The following is a 21,934-nucleotide window of genomic DNA, read 5'->3' on the forward strand; positions in this document are numbered from 1 at the left end:
AATCCGTTCGCTCGACTTGCATGTATTAGGCACGCCGCCAGCGTTCATCCTGAGCCAGGATCAAACTCTCCAATAAAGTTAGTTTGTCTAGCATCATAAAATAAAAATTGACGTTTCACGTTGTTTGTTTCGTTCAGTTTTCAAAGAACTTCTTCATCGCTCAGAAGCGACTTTATTAATATAACATTTCGTTATATTTTCGTCAACAACTTTTTTCAATAAGTTGTTTTTCGTTTGTTTTGTTTGTTACCTTTCGTGGCAACGAATATAAATATACCAGTTTGATTATTAAAATGCAATAGTTTTTCTAATAAAATTTTTAACTTAGTAAAAAAGTATAAAAATAGCACTTTTCTTCTATATAAATATAATTTTTCGCACTATCAAGATTTACTATCTCCAAGCTGTTCACACCCAAATAAAAAAAGCTTTGGAGAAATCTCCAAAGCTTAGTCTTGTTTATGACGCATAGCAGGGAATAATAATACATCACGAATAGATGGTGCATTCGTTAATAACATAACAAGGCGATCAATACCAATTCCTAGTCCACCTGTAGGAGGCATACCATACTCAAGAGCTTCGATATAATCATCATCCATCATGTGAGCTTCGTCATTACCTTGTTCGCGTTCTTTTAATTGCGCTTCAAAACGTTCTTTCTGATCGATTGGATCATTTAGCTCAGTGAATGCATTTGCATGTTCACGTGCAACGATAAACAATTCGAAACGATCTGTGAATCGTGGATCTTCATCATTCTTTTTCGCAAGTGGCGAAATTTCTACCGGATGACCGTAAATAAATGTTGGTTGGATTAATTTATCTTCTACTTTTTGCTCGAAGAATTCATTAATAATATGACCAACTTCCATTGTATCCTTAATTTCTACATTATGTTCTTTTGCAAGTTCACGCGCTTCTTCTACACTCATCGGATTCCAGAAATCTGCTCCAGAATGTTCTTTAATTGCATCTACCATATGAAGGCGTGTCCATTCTGGTTCTAGATTAATTTCATAATCACCATATTGGATTGTTGTTGTACCTAGTACTTGCTTCGCGATATGAGCAACCATATTTTCTGTTAGTTTCATAATATCTTTATAATCAGCATACGCTTCATATAATTCAATCATCGTAAATTCAGGATTATGACGAGTTGATACACCCTCATTACGGAATACACGGCCGATTTCATAAACTTTTTCTAATCCACCCACAATAAGGCGTTTTAAATGAAGTTCAATTGCGATACGCATATATAATTCCATATCTAACGCATTATGATGCGTGATGAAAGGACGAGCAGAAGCTCCACCTGCAATTGCATGCATCATAGGTGTTTCCACTTCAAGATAACCGTTGTCATCTAAGTATCTTCTCATTTCGCGAATGATCTTACTGCGAGTGACGAATGTTTCACGACTTTCCATACTTGTAATTAAGTCTAAGTAACGTTGACGGTAGCGTTGTTCAACATCTTTTAACCCATGATATTTATCCGGTAATGGACGAAGAGATTTCGTTAATAGTGTAAAGCCTGTTGCTTTCACTGAAAGTTCTCCAACGTTCGTTTTAAAAACTTTACCTTCAATACCTACTAAGTCACCTAAATCTGCTGTTTTAAATAATTCGTATTCTTCATCTCCAACAGCATCTTTACGAACATAAATTTGAACTTGTCCATGTAAATCTTGAATATGTGCAAATCCAGCTTTTCCTTTACCACGCTTTGTCATAATACGACCAGCGATAGAAACAGAGATTTCTTTCTCTTCTAATTCTTCTTTAGAGAACTCTCCATATAGGCTTAATAAGTCATTTGTTGCATTTGTACGTTCAAATCGTTTACCGAAAGGATCGATTCCTTGCTCACGTAAGTTATGTAGCTTTTCACGACGAACAAGCAATTGGTCGTTTAATTCTTCGTGGTTCATGTTATCCATGGTATTGATATCACTCCAGCTCTATTAATTTTTACAATATATACAGTATAGCATTTTCTACTCAACTAGAAAAACTGCCAGCAACTAACTGGCAGTTCTTCTTTCTTTCACGTAATTATAGGAAGTGTATAGAAGAATGTCAATCTTCCCTCCCTATTATTAACCAACGTGAATTGTTTGTTGTTTCGCTTCCACTTCTTCTACAAATACACCTAATACATTTGCAAGGTCTTCACGCGTATTACAAGCATTTATACCATTACGTACATTTGCATTACCACGAATACCTTTTAAATACCAAGCTGCATGCTTTCTCATCTCTCTTACAGCGACACTTTCGTTCTTTAAATCGATTAGACGATCTAGATGCAACATACATACGTCAATTTTCTCACGTACTGTCGGTTCCGGCATTAATTCACCTGTCTCTAAATACTTTACCGTACGATAAATCATCCAAGGATCTCCAAGGGCAGCGCGGCCAATCATAACACCATCTACACCAATTTCATCAAGCATACGCTTTGCATCTTGCGGCGTTGCGACATCACCATTTCCGATAACCGGGATATTTACAGCTTGCTTTACTTGTTTAATAATATCCCAATCCGCTTTTCCTTCATACATTTGTACTCGTGTACGCCCATGAACTGCTACCGCTTGTCCGCCAGCACGCTCAACAGCTTTCGCATTCTCGATTGCGAAAATATGATCCTCATCCCAACCAATACGCATTTTAACTGTAACTGGTTTTTCTACAGCATCTACAACTGCCGCTACCATTTCATATATTTTATTTGGGTCTAAAAGCCACTTTGCTCCTGCATCACACTTAACGATTTTCGGTACTGGACACCCCATATTAATATCAATGATGTCTGCTGTCGTATATTGATCTACGTATTTCGCAGCATCTACAAGGGTTTCTTTCTCTCCACCAAAAATTTGTAAACTTAATGGCTTTTCTCTCTCATCGATATATAACATATCTAATGTTCTTTTATTATTCAATAGTATCGCTTTATCACTTACCATTTCGGCACAAACTAGGCCTGCACCGAATTCTTTTACTGTCAAACGGAATGCAGAGTTACACACTCCCGCCATCGGTGCTAATACAACCGGATTTTTCATCTCAATATTTGCGATTTTTAACACTCGATTTACTCCTTCCTTCATAGTTACTTTGGCATTAGCTCATCTATCGAGACTTTTAATGCTTTAGCAACTTCCACTACAAAATCTTGGGAAGGCGATCGATTCCCTCTCTCAACTTCACCTAAAACAGATACAGATACCCCTAATTCTTTTGCAAAACCTTCTTGCGTATAACCTTTTAGTTTTCGAAAAGCACGAATGCGTCTTCCCCATTTTTCTGCTTCCATACCGTTACTCCCTCTCGCCTTTTCATTTCTTCTACTTGTGAACGTGAAATGTTTTGTTTTATATCTTGATTAATCTCTAACAACGGAACGATAACAAAAGCTCTTTCGAACATCCGCGGATGCGGAACAATAAGATTCTCTGCTTCAATATTTTCTTGATTATATAGTAAAATGTCAAGGTCGATAGTCCTAGGGCCCCACCTAATTTCCCTTTTTCTTCCTAGGTCATTTTCTACTTTTTGCGTTACTTTCAATAATTCTTGCGGTGATAAATTGGTAGAAATTTTTATAACTAAATTTAAAAAGCAACTTTGGTCAGTATAGCCAACTGGTTCCGTTTCATATACAGATGAAACATCTTCAACTTTGATATAAGGATTTTTATTTAGAAACTGAATCGCTTCCGTTAAATACGTATAACGTTCTCCAATATTTGAACCTAATGCAATATAAGCTATATTATTCATGGACGTTCTCTCGTAATCTCTACCGCTACAGCACGATAATGTCCCGGTATCGGCGGATCTGGTTTAATTACCTTTATCGTACATCTTGAAATACTCTCATATTGTCTCAATATATCTGTAGCGATATTCTCAGCAATACTCTCTACAAGCTTATATGTTCTATCTTCAACAACTTTTCTACATAACTCAAAAAGCTCTCCATAATTAACAGAATGCTCTAAGTCATCACTTTCTCCTGCTCGTTTCAAATCCAATTCTACCGTTAAATCCACCTTGAATCTCTGGCCCAATTTATTTTCCTCTGGGAATACACCATGATAACCGTAAAACTCCATATCATGAATATAAATTTTATCCAATTACTTTACCCCCTTACCAATCATCGCATCCATCATCTTAGCCATACGCGACATTTCCTTCACATCATGAACACGAACAAACTCACAACCCTTTTCAATACCAAGACAAACGGTAGCTCCCGTTCCCTCAAGACGTTCTTCTACCGGTAAATCTAGCACATGCCCAATAAAGGACTTCCTTGAAGTACCTAAGAGAACTGGATAACCTAGTACGTTTAACTGTTCTAAATTACGCATCGCTTCTAAATTTTGTTCAGGTGTTTTAGCAAAACCAATACCTGGGTCTAAAATGATATTCTCATCTCGCACACCAGCATCTTTAGCAATTTTAACACTGTCATATAAGTCAGCAATCATATCAGCCATTAAATTACGATAATTCATGTTATCGCGATTGTGCATTAAGATAATAGGTACATCATAATGGGCTGCAACTTCAGCGATTTTTGGTTCTGCCTTCGCTCCCCAAATATCATTAATAATATGAGCACCAGCTTCAATTGCTTGTTTTGCAACTTCAGCTTTATACGTGTCGATAGAAATAGGCAATTTTACCTCTTTTGAAACAGCCTGAATCATCGGAACAACTCGTTTTATTTCTTCTTCCACCGATACTTTAGCAAAACCCGGACGAGTAGATTCGCCACCAATATCAATAATATGAGCACCTTCATCTCGCATTTCTTTCGCATGGCGCACTGCAGCATCTACCTCATTATAACTCCCACCATCAGAAAACGAATCTGGTGTTACATTTAAAATCCCCATAATTAACGTTTTTTCATTTAAGTTCAATGTATATTCGCCGCAGCGCAAATCATAATCCCACTTCAAACTACACATCTCCTCTTCGCAATTCATTTCTGCTCCACAATTTCTCTCTCTGCATTTCATAAAGATTTATAAACCCTTTTGTAACCATCCCTACTTTACCCGGGAAATCTCGCTCCTCTATACGATTAAGCGGAACAATTTCTTGAATCGAGTTTGTTACGAAGACTTCATCAGCTGAAAGCAATTCATCTTTTGTAAAGAAACCTTCCTTCACTTCTACGCCTAGTTCTTCAGCAACCTTTATAATAAACGCACGAGTGATGCCATTTAAAATCCCTGTTTCGAGCGAAGGTGTATATAAAATATTATCCTTCACAAAAAAGAGATTCGAAACAATACCCTCTGCAACATAACCTGTTTCAGTAAGAAAAATACCTTCCTTATTCACAACATTTCCAATTTCACGTTTTCCTAAAATGTTATTTAAATAATGATGAGACTTCAAACGAGCCGCACCCTCTGGTGTATTTCGAACTTGTTTTAAAACAACCCCTTCTTTTTCTGCTACTTCTCCTAGGGCTGCTAAAGGTTTTATAAAAACAATAACAGACGGCTCTTCATACATTTCTGTTTGCAATCCAATTTCATCTATACCCGCCGATACATTAAAACGGACATACGCATTCTCTAATTTATTCTTAATGAGTAAATTCTTCAAAATAAGCAGTACTTCATCTTTCGTCATCGACCATTTAATTTGCAACATATCAAGCGCATCTATTAAACGGTCATAATGATCATCCAATAAGAAAGGATGACCATTATAAATACGAAAAGTCTCAAAAACTCCAAGACCATATAAATAACCGTGGTCATACGGCGAAATTCTCGCTTCACTCGCTTCTACATACTGACCGTTTACGTAAATTAACATGACGTCACACTTGGACTGTATTTACGAATGAAATTCTGCAACAACTCTTTCCCGTGAGACGTCATAATAGATTCCGGATGGAACTGTACACCTTCAATCGGTAATGTTGTATGACGGAGCGCCATAATTTCCCCTTCTTCTGTCCAAGATGTTACCTCTAAGCAATCAGGTAACGTCTCTTTCTTAACAATAAGGGAATGATAGCGCGTCGCGGTAAACGGATTTGGGATATCCGAAAAAATCGTCTTTTCATCATGATGCATAAGCGATGTTTTCCCATGCATTAATCGCTCTGCGCGGACAACCTCTCCACCAAACACTTGCGCAATGGATTGATGCCCAAGACAAACCCCAAAAATCGGAATCTTTCCAGCAAAGTATCGAATAACCTCCATACTAATTCCTGCTTCATTCGGACTGCATGGGCCTGGCGAAATCATTAAAAAGTCTGGTTTCATATTCTCAATATCTGAAATAGTCACTTCATCGTTACGTTTAACAACAAGCTCTTGTCCAAGTTCTCCAAGAAACTGCACTAAATTAAATGTAAAAGAATCATAATTATCTATCATTAATATCATTTCTCTCACCTAACCGTTTCTTCGCTACGTTCTTTTGCACGCCATAAAGCAATCGCCTTTTTTAACGACTCTTTATATTCATTTTCCGGATTTGAATCAATTACAATTCCCGCTCCTGCTTGTACATGCGCTTTTCCGTCTTTAGCAAGAAGTGTCCTAATTACAATATTCAATTCTGTATCTCCAGAATAACCGATCCAACCGATTGAACCTGTATAAATCCCTCGGCGAACAGGTTCTAATTCTTCAATAATTTCCATCGTACGTATTTTCGGAGCACCCGTAATTGTTCCTCCAGGGAATACAGCCTTCACTAAATCGAAAGCATCTTTATCTTCTTCCACCTCACCACGCACATTAGAAACAATATGCATAACATGTGAGTATTTCTCAATTACCATAAACTCGTCTACTTCTACAGTGCCATATTTACAAACACGTCCTAAATCATTTCGTTCTAAATCCACAAGCATGACGTGCTCTGCTCTTTCTTTTTCATTCTCAATTAATTCCCTTGCCAATTCTTCATCCTCTTGTTCATTTGCCCCTCTAGATCTCGTTCCAGCAATTGGTCTTGTACTTACTTCAGTTCCCTGTTTCTTAATTAGCAACTCTGGCGATCCACTTACAATTTGAAAATCCCCGAGCTCCAAGTAACCCATATATGGAGATGGATTAATTTCACGAAGACTTGTATATATTTCTAGTGGGTGTGTTTGTAACGTTCTTTCTTGTCTTGTCGACAAGTTTACTTGGAACACATCACCAGCCCCAATATATGCTTGAATACATTCAACCGCCTTCATAAAGCTTTCTTCAGTAAAAGCAACTGCTTCATTTTTCTTTTCAGGGCACGCAAACGGTATAGTCACTTCCGGCGCTTCTGTCGCCCAAAGAATCTTCCATTCATTTAATCGCTCTTTTGCCTCTTCATGCTTATCTACATAATGTGTAATAATCCATAATACTTTTTCTTTTTGATCATACACAAACACATCATCAAATAATAAAAAGAATATATCAGGTATATTAATATCATCCTCCGCAAGAGAAGGAAGTTTTTCAATATAACGGATGCAATCATAACTAAAGTAACCAATTGCACCACCTTGAAAAGGCGGGTATTCCGGATTATAATCCGTTTTCCATCGCTCCATATATTCCTGCATTAAATCCAATGGGTTTCCTTGCTTTATTGTTTCCTTACCACTTTCACTTATATGTAACGTTTCACCCTTCCCTCGGATTACCGCTACTGGGTTTAATCCCACGATGTTATAACGACCGCCACGTCCACTCTCTAACAAAATGTGTTGCGGTTTATCCTTAGAAAGAAATTTATATTGCTTAAAGAAATCTAACTGATATGGAATAGAAAGCGCTAAAGATTTTCTTCGTTGCATATCAACACCCCGTCTTCTTTTATCCCACCCTCTTATATTAACCACTTCAAGCTACATTCGTTATGTATATAGAAGGGTTATATTCGAAGGCTAGTGAAAATAAATTAATGATACTACCTCTTATTTTACATGAAGTTTTCTAGTCATTCACTCTTTTCCTATTTCCAATCCAAAAAGAAAAAGCATCCTTTTTCAAGGATGCTTTTTCAATCACATGTAATTAAGACTCAAATTGATAAAGTGGTGTACTTAAATAACGTTCACCATTACTTGGGATAATAACAAGTACCTTTTTCCCTTTACCTAACTTTTTCGCAACTTCTGTCGCTGCATAAATAACCGCTCCTGAAGAGATACCAACTAAAATACCTTCCTCTTTAGCCACTCTTCTTGCGTATTCGAACGCTTGCTCTGTTTTCACTTGAATGATTTCATCATATACTTCTACATCCAATGTTTCTGGAACAAATCCAGCCCCAATTCCTTGGATTTTATGTGGACCCGGTTTTCCACCAGATAACACCGGTGAATCCGCAGGTTCTACTGCATAAATTTTAATATCTTTATATGCTTCCTTCAGCACTTCACCAGCACCAGTAATCGTTCCACCTGTACCAATACCTGCAATAAATGCATCTAATTGATCACCCATTTGCTCAACAATTTCTGGACCTGTTGTTAAACGATGAATTTCTGGATTTGATTGATTTTTGAACTGTTGCGGTATAAAGTAGCCATGTTCTTTTGCTAATTCAGTCGCTTGACGAATTGCTCCGCCCATTCCTTCAGGCCCTGGAGTCAATACTAATTCAGCGCCATAAGCACGTAATAAATTGCGACGCTCAACGCTCATTGTTTCTGGCATTACTAAAATTGCCTTATATCCTTTAGCAGCTGCTACCATCGCTAAACCAATTCCTGTGTTACCACTTGTCGGCTCAATGATTGTATCGCCTTCTTTTAATAATCCTTTTTTCTCAGCATCTTCAATCATAGCTAATGCGATACGATCTTTAACGCTGCTCCCCGGATTCATAAATTCTAATTTTAAGTATATATCTGCGCTGTCTGATTCTACGATGCGGTTCAACTTAACGATCGGCGTTTTCCCGATTAATTCTGAAACTGATTGTGCCACTCGCATTCCTGTCACTCCTAACACCGAGTATTTTTATTGGTTTTGTCTATATTTAGATTTTGTCAGAAAATTCCCTGTTTGTCAATGTATTTAGAGGTAAATTCCCTTATTACAAATTCTCAATTAAATTTGTAATATCTTCTTTAGAGAACTTGTATCGCTCATTACAGAAATGACAATGAACTTCTGTTTCTTCTTCTTCTTCACGAACTTGCTCTAACTCCGTTTTACCTAAACTAATTAACACACTCTCGATACGTTCGCGTGAGCATGTGCAATTAAATTGAACATCCATCGTTTCTAATACTTTTACCTTATCTTCTCCAAGGACTGCATACAGTAACTCTTCTGGAGAAAGCCCTTGTTCGATCAATGTTGATACAGGAGGAATCTTCTGCAAACGCTCTTCAATGAATGAAATTGTTTCTTCCTGTGCACCCGGCATAATTTGAAGGATAAATCCACCTGCTGCTAATATGCTATCGTCTCCATTTACAAGGACGCCAACACCTACAGAAGAAGGCGTCTGCTCAGAAACTGCAAAATAATACGTGAAGTCTTCTCCTAATTCTCCTGAAACAATTGGAGATTGACCAATAAACGGCTCACGCATACCAATATCTTTAATTACCGTTACAAATCCTTCAGTACCTACCGCTTGATATACACGTAATTTCCCTTGTTCTGTTCCTTCAAAGTCAACATGTGGATTCGTTACATAACCACGTACATCTCCATTTGCATGAGCATCTACTAAGATAGGACCAATCGGACCATTTCCTTCTACCTTAATTGTTAGCTTTTGGTCACCTTTTAACATTGCCCCCATCATTGTACCTGCAGTTAAAGAACGACCAAGCGCCGCTGAAGCTGTTCTCCATGTATCATGACGTCTTTGCGCCTCACTTACCGTGTTTGTAGTACGTACACTATACGCACGCACTTCTCCATCAAACGCTAACGCTTTTACTAAATAATCTTTCATACTTATTTATTCACCTTTCTCATGCTGTAAATTTGCATTACGCTCGTATAACATATACAAACCTTTTAATGTTAAAAATGGATCTACAACATCAATTACATTCGATTCTTCTGAAATTAATTTCGCCAATCCACCTGTTGCAATAACTTTCGGTTCTTGTTTAGCTTCCTCTTTCATGCGCTTAACAATACCTTCCACTTGTCCAACATAACCATAAAGAATACCAGATTGCATCGCACTTACCGTATTCTTCCCAACTACACTGCTTGGTTTTGTAATTTCAATACGAGGAAGTTTTGCCGCTCTACTATATAAAGCCTCTGCTGAAATCATAATTCCCGGTGTAATAACTCCACCCATATAATGCTTTTCTTCGTTAATATAACAATATGTAGTAGCCGTACCAAAATCGACAATAATAAGCGGACTTCCATATAAGTGGATCCCTGCTACTGCATTTACGATTCGATCCGCACCTACTTCACGTGGATTTTCATATTTAATATTTAGCCCCGTTTTTATTCCAGGACCTACTACAAGCGGCTTAATTTTAAAATACTTTTCACACATGCGCTCTAAAGCAAACATAATTGGTGGTACGACTGAAGACACGATAATACCTTTCACATCTTCAAACGAAAGACCCTCATGCTCAAGCAACTGCTTCACAAGCATTCCATATTCATCTTCTGTCTTATGACGATCTGTTTCCATGCGCCAATGTTGACGAAGTTCCCCCTCTTCAAACACGCCCAGTACAGCATTTGTGTTCCCTACATCCAATACAAAAATCATATTCTCACCACTTATCTTATTTAATCTATATTTGTGTAGTATGTATAAAACTTATAAAAACATCATATCACACATACTTATATAATCAGCTTTTCTATCCTCATCATTTTACAAAAAGATTACTCCCCATTTCAATTTTTAATACCAGATTTATTTAAATTCTTTTTCTACTTAGTTCCCTTCTACAAATAAAAAAGGAGTGACTATCGTCACTCCTTCATCTCTTACTTATCTTCTGATTCTTCATCGTCCTTCTTCATGTTGATGTTTACTTTCACATCAGCTGAAGATGTTGGACGTTCTGGCAATCTGCCATAATCACATAAATGATTGATTTGCTCTGCATCTAACGTTTCTACTTCAAGTAACGTTTTCGCAATAAGATCTAGTTTATCACGATTGTCAGTAAGAATTTGTTTTGCACGAGCATAACATTCTTTCATAATCGTTTGCATTTCCATATCGATTTCGTGTGCAATCGCATCACTATAGTTTTGTTCTGAATGGAAGTCTCTTCCTAAGAACACTTGACCACCTTGTGAGCTACCAAATTGCATTGGTCCAAGCTTATCACTCATACCAAATTCCGTAACCATACGTCTTGCAATACCAGTCGCACGTTGGAAGTCATTATGAGCACCTGTACTCACTTCACCAAATACAATTTCTTCAGCTACTCGACCACCAAGTAAACCAGTGATTTTATCAAGTAACTCTGGTTTTGTCATGAAGTAACGATCTTCTTTCGGAAGCATTACTGCATATCCACCAGCTTGACCACGAGGGACAATTGTTACTTTATGAACGACATCAGCTTCATCAAGAACAACACCAATTACAGTGTGGCCCGCTTCATGGAAAGCAACGATATTACGTTCTTTTTCAGAGATAACACGACTTTTCTTAGCCGGACCTGCAATAACACGATCCGTCGCTTCATCAATGTCACTCATATCAATTTTCTTCTTATCTTGACGCGCAGCTACTAAAGCAGCTTCGTTTAATAAGTTTTCAAGATCGGCACCAGAGAATCCCGGTGTACGAGTTGCAATTGCTCTTAAGTTAATATTCTCATCAAGCGGTTTATTACGAGCATGTACTTTCAGTACAGCTTCACGGCCATTTACATCTGGACGATCTACTGTAATTTGACGGTCAAAACGACCTGGACGTAATAATGCTGGGTCAAGAATATCAGGACGGTTTGTCGCAGCGATGATAATAATACCTTCGTTTGCACCGAATCCATCCATTTCAACAAGTAATTGGTTTAACGTTTGCTCACGCTCATCATGGCCACCACCAAGACCTGCGCCACGTTGACGTCCTACCGCATCAATTTCATCAATGAAAATGATACAAGGAGCATTTTTCTTTGCGTTTTCGAATAAATCACGTACACGTGATGCACCGACACCGACGAACATCTCTACGAAATCAGAACCACTGATAGAGAAGAACGGAACGCCCGCCTCACCTGCAACGGCACGTGCTAATAAAGTTTTACCTGTACCTGGAGGTCCCACTAATAGAACACCCTTCGGAATACGGGCACCAACTTCAGCAAACTTGCGAGGATCTTTCAAGAATTCAACTACCTCAACAAGCTCTTGTTTCTCTTCATCCGCTCCAGCAACATCTCTGAAACGAACTTTTTTCTTTTCGTCATTATATAACTTCGCCTTACTTTTCCCAAAGTTCATAACACGGCTACCGCCGCCTTGAGCTTGGTTTAATAAGAAGAAGAATAAAATGAAGATAATGACAAACGGGATGATAGAAGTAAAGAAGGTTACCCAAGCACTTGTTTCTTCTGCTGGTTGATACTTAACTTCAGCACCTTGCGCTTTATCATTAATTTTCTTTTGTAATTCCTCAGTATTTGGTGCATAAGTAACAAATTGTTCTCCCTGGCTAGAGTTATTAAATTGTCCTTTTACTTCAAACACACCATTTTTCGGTTGAAGTTGCACATTACGCACTTCACCTTTTTCTAGTTTAGTAATGAATTTATCGTAGCTAACTGATGTCGTTTTTTGTGTCGAACCATTAAAATAGCTCACGATTCCAATTACTACTAGGAATATCAGTAAATAAAAGATGGTATTACGGAAGATACGATTCATTCCTAACCTCCTCTCACGGCATAAACACTATAGTAAATCGTAACATAGAAAAACTTTCCTATACAATTGTGACGCCTGTATTTAATTAATTTGAGTAAACGCTTGGTTTTAATACTCCTACATAAGGAAGATTACGGTACTGCTCTTTATAATCTAATCCATATCCTACAACAAATTCATGCGGTACAGTAAATCCAACATAATCCGCTTTCAAATCTACCTTGCGGCCTGTTGGTTTATCTAATAACGTAACGATTTTTACAGACTTCGCTTTACGATATTTAAATAGGTCTACTAAGTAACTTAGCGTAAGACCGCTATCAATAATATCTTCAACGATTAAAATATCGCGACCTTCTACAGAAGTATCAAGGTCTTTTAAAATTTTTACTTCGCCTGTTGAAACAGTTGAGTGACCGTAACTAGATACAGCCATAAAGTCCATTTCAAGATATGTATCTGTTCTCTTTAATAAATCTGCCATGAATGGCATTGCACCCTTTAGTACACCAATCGCAAGAGGTACTGTGTTTTTATAATCCTCTGCAATAATCGCGCCTAATTCGAGCACCTTTTCTTGTATTTGCTCTTCAGAAATTAATACTTTTTCGATATCTTGATTCATCATTTCATTATCCTCCCGGAAGACTCCTTGCTTTTGTAGTGAATAATCATATATTTATCCTTCTTTGCTGTCTCTTTCGAGATAGCAAATGCAGATCGCTTCAACAAGGGTAACCAAATAATATTCCCACTTGCATCACAAACGACCGGCCATTCTTCTCTTTTTTCTCTTGGTACTTTTGCTTCGATAAAAATAGCTTTTATCTTTTTCGTGCCATTCATACCTTGTATTGACATACGATCTCCATTTTCTCTAGACCGAATACGAATTGGATATGATATATCATTATACTTAGCAACAAATACTGTTTCATTCATGTCACTTGGTATATCTTCGCTCACCTCTGTTACAAGTTTATCCCCGTTCGATAGCGTAATTGTCCCGGGCACTGATAAGTCTTGTAAGAAAGGGGAAACAATTTCTTGTTTAAATCCAAAGCTACACTCCTCGTATGCGCGAACAATTTTCAAATCACCTGGGAAATCAAGTGAACCCGAAGGTTGTGTCCGCTTAAAAAACTCAATCACCTTGTCAATATGTATAGAGGAAAGAGAAGATGGAATCTTATATTCATAAAGATAGTTTAATATTAGTTGAATCCCTCTTCTTTGTAAAGGCATAGACATGGATTCAAAGGCAGGAATTGATAAGCTAATTTGTTTATCACTTTTTTTTGTAATTACTTTATTCATTTTCTCAAAAGCTAATTCCTGCAAATACGCCTCATCCTCTTGCATCTGCATGCTAAATTTTTGGAATTTCTCATGCACTTGTGGGTTTTCTTCTTTCAAATGAGGAAGAACATATTTACGTAATCGATTCCTTGTATATACTTCCTTTTTATTACTTGGATCTATACGAGGAATTATTTTTAGCTTATTACAGTAATTAACAATTTCTTCCTTCGTTACTCCAAGTAACGGCCTAATTAAATACCCATTATGAAAAGGACGCTTCACTGCAATTCCTGCATATCCTTTCGGAGTACTTCCTCGTACAAGACGCATTAAAATCGTCTCTACTTGATCATCACCATGATGTCCAAGGGCTACATATCTCGCATCATATTTCTTCATTATTCTTTCCAAAAATGCATATCTGCATTCTCTAGCAGCAACCTGTGCATTCATCCCGTATTGCTTTTGATATTGCGACACATTAATCCTTATCGTTTCGCAAATAACTCCCAGTCCTTTACAAAGGTCCTGCACAAACTGTAGGTCCTCATGAGATTCATCACCTCTAAACATATGATCCACATGCGCCACTACAATTTCAAACTGTTTTGCTGCTCTTTTTTCTAATAAATAATATAGAAGAGCCAAAGAGTCAGGACCACCAGAAACCCCTACAACAATTGTTGAACGTTCCTTTAATACATCATGCTGCCTTACAAAGTCATCTACCTTTTCAACAAATGTATCTTTCAACTTCGTAATCACCTTTCATTAAACAAGAACAGCAACGTTAGTTACCTTGTTTATAATGGTACAACTTTTACAAACATTGTGCAAAAAAAAGATATACAAAAATTACATTTTTATCTTACATCATCCGTACATATTCACAAAAATAATAACATTATGTTATAAAGCAAAAAAACCTAGGTATTCACCTAGGTTTTTAGAAAGAAAAAGCGATAAAGAAACATTACACTCCAACTTTATTGTGCCTGCATTCCCACAATTGGAATGGTAGCCCACTTCGGCATATTTTTCTTCACTTTCGCCACTACAATAGTCATATCATCATTTATATAACCATCACCAGAGCGAATCACCTCTTCCATGATGATATCAGCAATTTCTTGCGGATCTTCAGTTTGCAACTCTTTAATTTTACGCTTCATCCATAATTCATGATTCTCCACATGTTGCGCTCCCTCAAAAATCCCATCGCTCATCATAATAAGGATATCGCCTGTTTTTAATTGCTCACCCACTACATCAACTTCAACATCCTCAATTATTCCCATCGGCAAATTACTTGCTTCAATTTTCAAAATATTATTTGCGCGTTTAACAAAACTCGGCGTCGATCCAATCTTTAAAAACTTCGCACTCGCATCCCGCAAATCTACCATAGCTAAATCTAACGTCGTAAACATCTCTTCTGTTGTTCTTAAAGAAAGAATAGAGTTAATAGACTTAATCGCTATTTCTTCATCAATGCCTGATTGAAGTATTTTTTGTAATAACTTCACTGTTTCTTTACTCTCCATATGAGCTCTTTGCCCATTTCCCATACCATCACTAATCGCAAGAGCATATTTACCAACACTTAAATCCATCATCGCATAAGAATCACCTGAAACAAACCCACCGCCTTTTGCAGCTGTGGCTAAGCCCGTATCAAGAGAATACGTTTTTGCTGAACCAAATGATATTAAGCTGTGGCCATTCGGATAAGAAGATTTTTCTTCATGTTTAACAACAATATTTTCCTTTAAAATATCAGAAAGCATCGGTGCAACTAATTTTTCACACTCTCCGTGTTCATTAGATGCAACCGGAATCAACATTTCAATATCAATACTCCCTCTATCTAAACAATAAATATCAACATGCTCTATTTCTACACCAAAATCACGAAACGCTTGCAGAATCTGTTCTTCCTGTACTTGATGGTTTTCTCGCTCTCTTTGTATCTCCTTAGCAAAATCCTCCATAACTTTTGATACACCCAATAGTTGCTCCGCTACTATTCTACGATTTTCTTTCATTTGTTTTCTTAATTTTTGTCCCTCATAGAAGTGATCTAATTCGCCTGCTACTAAATCCGTCACTTTCTTTCCTCTCACACAATGCTTGTCCCATTCACGAACTAACTTCCGATTATGCTGTAACGTCCCCTCTTCTGTTTCACTCATTATTTGTTTCATATAATCGTACGTTTTATCGAAATTAACTACCCAGCATTGGTCCTTTTTAAAGCATGTTTGACATGTTTTTGCAGTAATTGTACTTAAGAACAAATCTGCCTCCGTCTCTTTATCTTCTTCCTCCACATATCCATATACAGAAAAGCTATTAGATAAAGCAGCAAACACATTAGCAAATTGATTAATTTTGTTCGCTGTAACATCACGCATCCTTCTTAAATACTGTTGTTGATCTTGCGAATGCTCCTGTGTGCCTGGCATAAATTTAGCAATACGATCCATAACAAGTTTCGGTGTTAATAAGAAGAAAGCAATCGCCACACCAGATTCGATTAAAGTTGTCACAATGTTTGTTTGCTTGTCTACATATAGCGTAATCAAGCTTGTCCCAATTAATAAACCTAAACTAACACCTATGCGCTTCCCTTCTTTTAACAAACCACCAAGCAATCCAGAAAAAGCAAGCAGACTAAGTTGGGACAAACTGGAGACATTTGCTAAACTTAATATTAACCCAGTGACGACCCCTACTGTAGATCCTGTAGCCGCTCCTGCGATAAACGCAAACACAAGCACTAAATACCTAGTAAAAATATGTTGAATAGAAGCGTCATATACGAACCAATCTGTTGTACCTGTTAAAACAGATGCTAATAATATAATTAAACAAACAATTTCTTCTGTCTCTAAGGCTTGTTGTTTCCCTTTTCTTTCTACTAAAAGCGGGACACTTTGTAAAAATATCATAGTTAATACGAAGCTAAGCCCGGCCTCAATTGTACTAACAAGTAAATCGTACATGGTGACTGTTTGTTGCGCAAAATATACGACAACTAAATGTGCGGTTAATGCGGAGATAAATACTTGGAATGGAACAAGTCCAACAGTTTTACGTGTAAACCGACTAAAGAAGATATTATAAATGAAGAAAGTAAAAATAGATGCAAAGGTAAAGAATAAATTATCTATCGAAACTGACAGTGCGCCCCCCATTAGGGCCAAGAATGCAAGCGGCATTTTATCCCGCTTCATAACATAAACAGCAGCAAAAAACGGCAGTGCAAACGGTAAAATGTTTGTTAATATATATGCTCGTCCTAAAAGAAAACCAATAACAACAATAATAAATCCCCATCTAAAGAAAACTTGCTCAAACTTCATTCGCAACTTACTTGTCCACTTTACTCCTCCAAGCTGACCTTCATTCATTGCCAATGCACTTGTATTCATAGTATTCCTTCCTGCTTTAGGCATATTTTTAACACCACCTGCATAGTTTAATTACTGTCATTATAAAAGATGATTATTGGGATTTTTGTCAAAACAACAGTTTTCACTTTTATAATCGTTCGACTTTTTATTCGAAATAACTCTACATATATACACAGTATGTATTTTATTTTTAATATTTTAATCGAACATTCAGAAAATATAGGGTGATTTTGTAGAAGTGTTGTATGTCTTAATTTATTTAACAAAAAAAGATCATGCGCATTTGCATGATCTTTTTAGATGACCCGTACGGGATTCGAACCCGTGTTACCGCCGTGAAAGGGCGGTGTCTTAACCACTTGACCAACGGGCCGTTAAATTAAATATAGCGGCGGAGGGGATCGAACCCCCGACCTCACGGGTATGAACCGTACGCTCTAGCCAGCTGAGCTACACCGCCATGTCGTCTTATTTAACGGACAATTAGTATCTTACCTCAGATATAATTTAAAGTCAACACATCTTGAAAACTTTTTTAAAAATATATTTTCACATATAAAAAAGCACCCTGAGCAATCGCCCTGGGCACCTCTCTATATTCTAAGAATTAAACGTTCTTATTATCCGCGACGTGCGCCACGGCCACCACGTTTAGATTCAGTGTTACGCTTTAAAGAAGTTAAACGATCTTCGCTATCCTTTAAGAAACGTGCCATTTTTTGCTCGAATGTTTCTTTTGGAGCGCGGTCGTTACCGCCACCGCGGTTATCTCTGTTGAAAGAACGATTACGTTGTGGACGTCCAGAACGTTGTTGATCACCACCGCGTTGGTATTCACCACGTGGACGATCTCCTTCTGTTTTTTCACGTTCTTTCGCTTTTTTAATAGATAGACCGATCTTACCATCTTTTTCAACGTTAATAACTTTTACTTCTACTTGGTCGCCCACTTTTAAGTGATCGTTAATATCTTTCACATAATTATCAGCAACTTCACTAATATGAACAAGACCCGTTAAGCCTTCTGGCAGCTCCACAAAAGCCCCAAAATTTGTAATACCTGTTACTTTACCCTGTAACTTGCTGCCTACCTCGATTGACATAAAAAAAATGCTCCTCCTTAGTGGTTAAAAAGTCAAATTTTACTTTATTATATATAATCCTAAAATATAGTGTCAATAAGACATACTCTACTTAGAAACAGGAAAAATTATCTCCCCTTTTCCAGAGAAGAAATAATCCCTTCTAGCAATCTTTAATACGTACTCTTCATCATTTAACTTTTGAACTTCGTCTTTTAGACTCTTTTCTTTATTCGTTAATGAATCCAGTTCTTTTTTCATGTCCTTAACTTTTGCTTCTTTTGCTTTAATGGAACTGTTTTGTTGATAAAACGTTACACTAATACTCGCAATAATTGTAAAAGCAAAGACAAGAAAAACCGCTAAACGGCGATAAAGTCGCTTCCTGTTCTCATCCGTTTGTATTATATGCTCTTTAACAGGATTTGGACTCTGTTTTTCGATTGTTCTTTGTCTCAGTTCCCTCATTTCCGAGGTCCCCCTAACTTCTTTTTTATACGCTCCCATAATTGGAAGATATGTCCCTTCAATTTTGCTATATATTGCAGGAACCCTACATGTTTCATTATAAAAAGTTTAACACGATTAGGGAGAAGTTTCCATATGAGCGAAGCAATAAATCGAACAGGCCAGAAAAAAACTTTCCATATGAAAAGTAATATCCAAATCACCATTTTCCATAACACATGTCCAATTGAAAGCAGTATACGAAATAAGAATAATATAAATGCAATAAATAGCTGCGCTATAATAATAACAGGTTTTATCATGAGTAGCTGTATAATTTGAACAAAAAAGTGTGTTGTTTGCACAAAAATATAGATGAGAAAATTTAACAGTCTCATGTATATTGCTTTCAATAAGCTTTGATATGCCGCAAAACCACATAATAATGCTAAAAATACATATATACGTAGTTCAGCTTCATTTACGAGAAGCAATACGTAAAAAACGAATAATGCTTGGACAATCCAAAATAGTATATCATGTATAAATACAAGCCAACGCTTACGTTCTTGACGTTTTAAAAATCGTTGGTATGTATCTAAAGACGCTCCAATCCAAGCACCCATTCCGATCATTGAGAGCATCGTATACAACTGAATTGTTAAACTCATTTAAACAACTTACTAAAGAAGCCTTTAGTTTTCTCCCCTTGATTCTCATCAATATACAGCATCTCATGAACTTTTCCTTTAATCGATACAACACCTTTTTCTACATCTAAATTTTTCATTTGCAAATTTTGACCACGAATTGTTAAAAAGCCCATTACAGTCTCAAGTAAAAACTCTTCACTATCAAAACTCTCTACCTGCTTTACACCGGTAATATCAATTACACGCCTGCCACGCATAATAATATCATGCTCTACAGAAACATTTTGTTGATTAGAAGACATAGGTGAGTAACCATTATTCACGTAAATCCCCCCATACATTTATACTAGCTAATAGTAATGTATGAAAGGATAAACGATTTTAGAACAAGCCTTCTTCAGCCTTTACTTTTTCTTCACGAACTAAGCTATACATATTTGCTGCATCTTCTTTTTTAGTCGTTTCTTTCAATTCGTTTATTTTTACAGTTACTATTTTTTGACCAAAACGAATTGTTAGTTCATCAGCTACTTTCACATCCGAACTCGCTTTTGCCACTTGACCATTAATGGATATTCTTCCTTGATCAGCTACTTCTTTTGCCAATGTTCTTCTTTTAATTAAACGTGATACTTTTAAAAACTTATCTAGACGCATATTAAATCCCCCTATTAACGCTCTGTCTGTTTTGCCTCTTCCCATAAAACATCTAACTGCTCTAATGATAAATCTTGCATCTCTTTATTCATTTCAGCTACCTTTGCTTCCATGTATAAAAAACGACCGACGAATTTCTCATTCGTTGAACGTAACGCTTCTTCTGGATCTATTTTATAATGACGAGCTATATTAACAAATGCGAATAATAAATCGCCAAATTCACTTAACATCTTCGCCTCATCCATGTTTGTCACTTCTTGTTGGAACTCTTGCCATTCTTCTAAAGCTTTCTCTATCATCGGCTGTACATCAACCCAATCGAAACCAACCTTGCCAGCTTTTTTCTGTATTTCATAAGCGCGTAGTAACTGTGGCAAGCTTTTGGGAACTCCATTTAAAACAGATTCTTTTACAAATCCTTTTTCTTGTTTTTTAATTTCTTCCCAATTGGCAATTACTTCATCGGCATTATTTACATCCATATTCCCAAATACATGCGGATGACGACGAACCATTTTCTCAGATAAAGTTCGAATAATATCATCTATAGAGAACCAACCTTCGTCCTCTCCGATTTGGGCATGAAGCATAACTTGTAATAAGATATCACCGAGTTCTTCTACTAAGTGATCATCATCCTCTTCATCAATTGCTTCTAACACTTCATAAGCTTCCTCAATTAAATATTTCTTTAAAGATTGATGTGTTTGCTTTTTATCCCACGGACAACCATTCGGTCCACGCAGGTCTGCAATAATTTCTCTAAGCACATCAAACTGTTGATATAAGGACGCACGTTCCTTAACTGGTGGTACATACACACTCGTTAAATTATTCAACTCCGTTTCATGATCTAACATGTACAACGGTACCTTTTTAACTTGTTCAAATGAAGTCCCTGCAGCTGTTACGATATACACTTCATAATCATCTGGCAATATCTCCATTAAAGTTAATTTCACATCAGATGCAACGAATGCATCATATACTTGGCAAAAGATTAAATGTTGACGTAATTCTAATTGTCCTCTTTCAAATGATGTGGCGTCAATTAATTGGAATCCTTCAATCGGATCAATCTTTAGACTGGCAAACATAGGATCAAGGAAACTTTGTCCACCTTCAATTCGCACCTCAATATTCGCTACTTCACCTTTTTCCAACAGTAGCTGAACCGTTCTTTCTGCTACAAGCGGATGCCCTGGAACAGCATAGATGATTTCTGTGCCTTCAGCTTTTTCTATCAATGTATTCGCAATTGTTTCATATACAATTTCAAATGTATCATGCGCTTCATATACATTGTCAAAGGCAGTATATTGTATACCTTCTTTCTCCAACTCTTCTATAACGGGATGTTCCTTCGTTCTAACAAACATGTGATCTGCTTCTTTTATTTTTCGATATACACCCATCGTTAACTGGTCTAATTCACCAGCACCTAATCCTAAAATAGTAATGATTCCACTCAAAACCTG

General features: G+C 36.9%; 22 protein-coding genes, 2 tRNA genes and 1 rRNA gene. All 25 read right to left on the reverse strand.

Features of this window, described 5'->3' with window-relative positions; translation table 11 throughout:
- Positions 1–76 (reverse strand): 16S ribosomal RNA (locus ACVWY7_RS26195); the annotation flags it as partial.
- Positions 77–449: 373 nt separating this feature from the next.
- On the reverse strand, positions 450–1,949 hold the full coding sequence (gene lysS, locus ACVWY7_RS26200) for a lysine--tRNA ligase (RefSeq protein WP_000369671.1): 1,500 nt from the start codon (positions 1,947–1,949) through the stop codon (positions 450–452).
- A 159-nt stretch (positions 1,950–2,108) separates the two neighbouring features.
- Positions 2,109–3,107, reverse strand: coding sequence for a tRNA dihydrouridine synthase DusB (dusB, locus tag ACVWY7_RS26205; protein ID WP_000912262.1), 999 nt, complete (start codon positions 3,105–3,107; stop codon positions 2,109–2,111).
- 23 nt (positions 3,108–3,130) lie between these two features.
- Positions 3,131–3,334 carry a helix-turn-helix domain-containing protein gene (locus ACVWY7_RS26210; RefSeq protein WP_000387027.1) on the reverse strand — a complete coding sequence of 68 codons (204 nt, stop codon included), beginning with the start codon at positions 3,332–3,334 and terminating at the stop codon, positions 3,131–3,133.
- On the reverse strand, positions 3,286–3,801 hold the full coding sequence (gene folK, locus ACVWY7_RS26215; RefSeq protein WP_001059445.1) for a 2-amino-4-hydroxy-6-hydroxymethyldihydropteridine diphosphokinase: 516 nt from the start codon (positions 3,799–3,801) through the stop codon (positions 3,286–3,288). Before folK ends, ACVWY7_RS26210 begins: the two co-directional genes overlap by 49 nt.
- A complete protein-coding gene (gene folB, locus ACVWY7_RS26220) occupies positions 3,798–4,160 on the reverse strand; it encodes a dihydroneopterin aldolase (RefSeq protein ID WP_000358064.1) in 363 nt (120 codons plus the stop codon). The genes folK and folB overlap by 4 nt, the downstream gene beginning before the upstream one ends.
- Positions 4,161–5,021 (reverse strand): dihydropteroate synthase, encoded by an 861-nt coding sequence (folP, locus tag ACVWY7_RS26225; protein WP_002157735.1) that lies wholly within the window; start codon positions 5,019–5,021, stop codon positions 4,161–4,163. It abuts the gene before it with no gap.
- Complete coding sequence (gene pabC, locus ACVWY7_RS26230) at positions 4,996–5,868, reverse strand: aminodeoxychorismate lyase (protein ID WP_456524066.1); 873 nt, start codon at positions 5,866–5,868, stop codon at positions 4,996–4,998. Before pabC ends, folP begins: the two co-directional genes overlap by 26 nt.
- Positions 5,862–6,449 (reverse strand): aminodeoxychorismate/anthranilate synthase component II, encoded by a 588-nt coding sequence (pabA, locus tag ACVWY7_RS26235; protein ID WP_000602300.1) that lies wholly within the window; start codon positions 6,447–6,449, stop codon positions 5,862–5,864. Before pabA ends, pabC begins: the two co-directional genes overlap by 7 nt.
- Before the next feature lie 5 nt (positions 6,450–6,454).
- Positions 6,455–7,852 (reverse strand): aminodeoxychorismate synthase component I, encoded by a 1,398-nt coding sequence (pabB, locus tag ACVWY7_RS26240; protein ID WP_001189690.1) that lies wholly within the window; start codon positions 7,850–7,852, stop codon positions 6,455–6,457.
- Positions 7,853–8,072: 220 nt separating this feature from the next.
- Positions 8,073–8,996, reverse strand: coding sequence for a cysteine synthase A (gene cysK, locus ACVWY7_RS26245; RefSeq protein ID WP_001261709.1), 924 nt, complete (start codon positions 8,994–8,996; stop codon positions 8,073–8,075).
- A gap of 103 nt (positions 8,997–9,099) precedes the next feature.
- Positions 9,100–9,975, reverse strand: coding sequence for a redox-regulated molecular chaperone HslO (hslO, locus tag ACVWY7_RS26250; protein ID WP_000656366.1), 876 nt, complete (start codon positions 9,973–9,975; stop codon positions 9,100–9,102).
- 6 nt (positions 9,976–9,981) lie between these two features.
- Complete coding sequence (locus tag ACVWY7_RS26255) at positions 9,982–10,770, reverse strand: type III pantothenate kinase (protein ID WP_000578367.1); 789 nt, start codon at positions 10,768–10,770, stop codon at positions 9,982–9,984.
- 224 nt (positions 10,771–10,994) lie between these two features.
- Positions 10,995–12,896, reverse strand: a complete 1,902-nt coding sequence (ftsH, locus tag ACVWY7_RS26260) for an ATP-dependent zinc metalloprotease FtsH (protein WP_001079659.1) — start codon at positions 12,894–12,896, stop codon at positions 10,995–10,997.
- Positions 12,897–12,981: 85 nt separating this feature from the next.
- Positions 12,982–13,524 carry a hypoxanthine phosphoribosyltransferase gene (gene hpt / locus ACVWY7_RS26265; protein ID WP_000981838.1) on the reverse strand — a complete coding sequence of 181 codons (543 nt, stop codon included), beginning with the start codon at positions 13,522–13,524 and terminating at the stop codon, positions 12,982–12,984.
- Positions 13,521–14,951, reverse strand: a complete 1,431-nt coding sequence (tilS, locus tag ACVWY7_RS26270) for a tRNA lysidine(34) synthetase TilS (protein ID WP_105990053.1) — start codon at positions 14,949–14,951, stop codon at positions 13,521–13,523. The genes hpt and tilS overlap by 4 nt, the downstream gene beginning before the upstream one ends.
- Positions 14,952–15,184: 233 nt before the next feature.
- A complete protein-coding gene (spoIIE, locus tag ACVWY7_RS26275; protein ID WP_001123531.1) occupies positions 15,185–17,656 on the reverse strand; it encodes a stage II sporulation protein E in 2,472 nt (823 codons plus the stop codon).
- Between the two features lie 259 nt (positions 17,657–17,915).
- Positions 17,916–17,987, reverse strand: a tRNA-Glu gene (locus ACVWY7_RS26280).
- Between the two features lie 13 nt (positions 17,988–18,000).
- A tRNA-Met gene (locus ACVWY7_RS26285) sits at positions 18,001–18,074 on the reverse strand.
- A 160-nt stretch (positions 18,075–18,234) separates the two neighbouring features.
- Positions 18,235–18,717: a S1 domain-containing RNA-binding protein gene (locus ACVWY7_RS26290; RefSeq protein WP_000021452.1), complete on the reverse strand. Its 483-nt coding sequence runs from the start codon at positions 18,715–18,717 to the stop codon at positions 18,235–18,237.
- A gap of 87 nt (positions 18,718–18,804) precedes the next feature.
- A complete protein-coding gene (gene divIC, locus ACVWY7_RS26295; protein ID WP_001208736.1) occupies positions 18,805–19,164 on the reverse strand; it encodes a cell division protein DivIC in 360 nt (119 codons plus the stop codon).
- Complete coding sequence (yabQ, locus tag ACVWY7_RS26300) at positions 19,161–19,814, reverse strand: spore cortex biosynthesis protein YabQ (protein WP_000059769.1); 654 nt, start codon at positions 19,812–19,814, stop codon at positions 19,161–19,163. Before yabQ ends, divIC begins: the two co-directional genes overlap by 4 nt.
- Positions 19,811–20,119 (reverse strand): sporulation protein YabP, encoded by a 309-nt coding sequence (yabP, locus tag ACVWY7_RS26305; RefSeq protein ID WP_001059101.1) that lies wholly within the window; start codon positions 20,117–20,119, stop codon positions 19,811–19,813. Before yabP ends, yabQ begins: the two co-directional genes overlap by 4 nt.
- Positions 20,120–20,177: 58 nt before the next feature.
- Positions 20,178–20,453, reverse strand: coding sequence for an RNA-binding S4 domain-containing protein (locus ACVWY7_RS26310; RefSeq protein ID WP_001234876.1), 276 nt, complete (start codon positions 20,451–20,453; stop codon positions 20,178–20,180).
- 14 nt (positions 20,454–20,467) lie between these two features.
- Positions 20,468–21,928, reverse strand: coding sequence for a bifunctional methyltransferase/pyrophosphohydrolase YabN (yabN, locus tag ACVWY7_RS26315; protein WP_456524067.1), 1,461 nt, complete (start codon positions 21,926–21,928; stop codon positions 20,468–20,470).
- Between the last annotated feature and the right edge of the window lie 6 nt (positions 21,929–21,934).

This window comes from Bacillus sp. TE9106W (assembly GCF_054062215.1).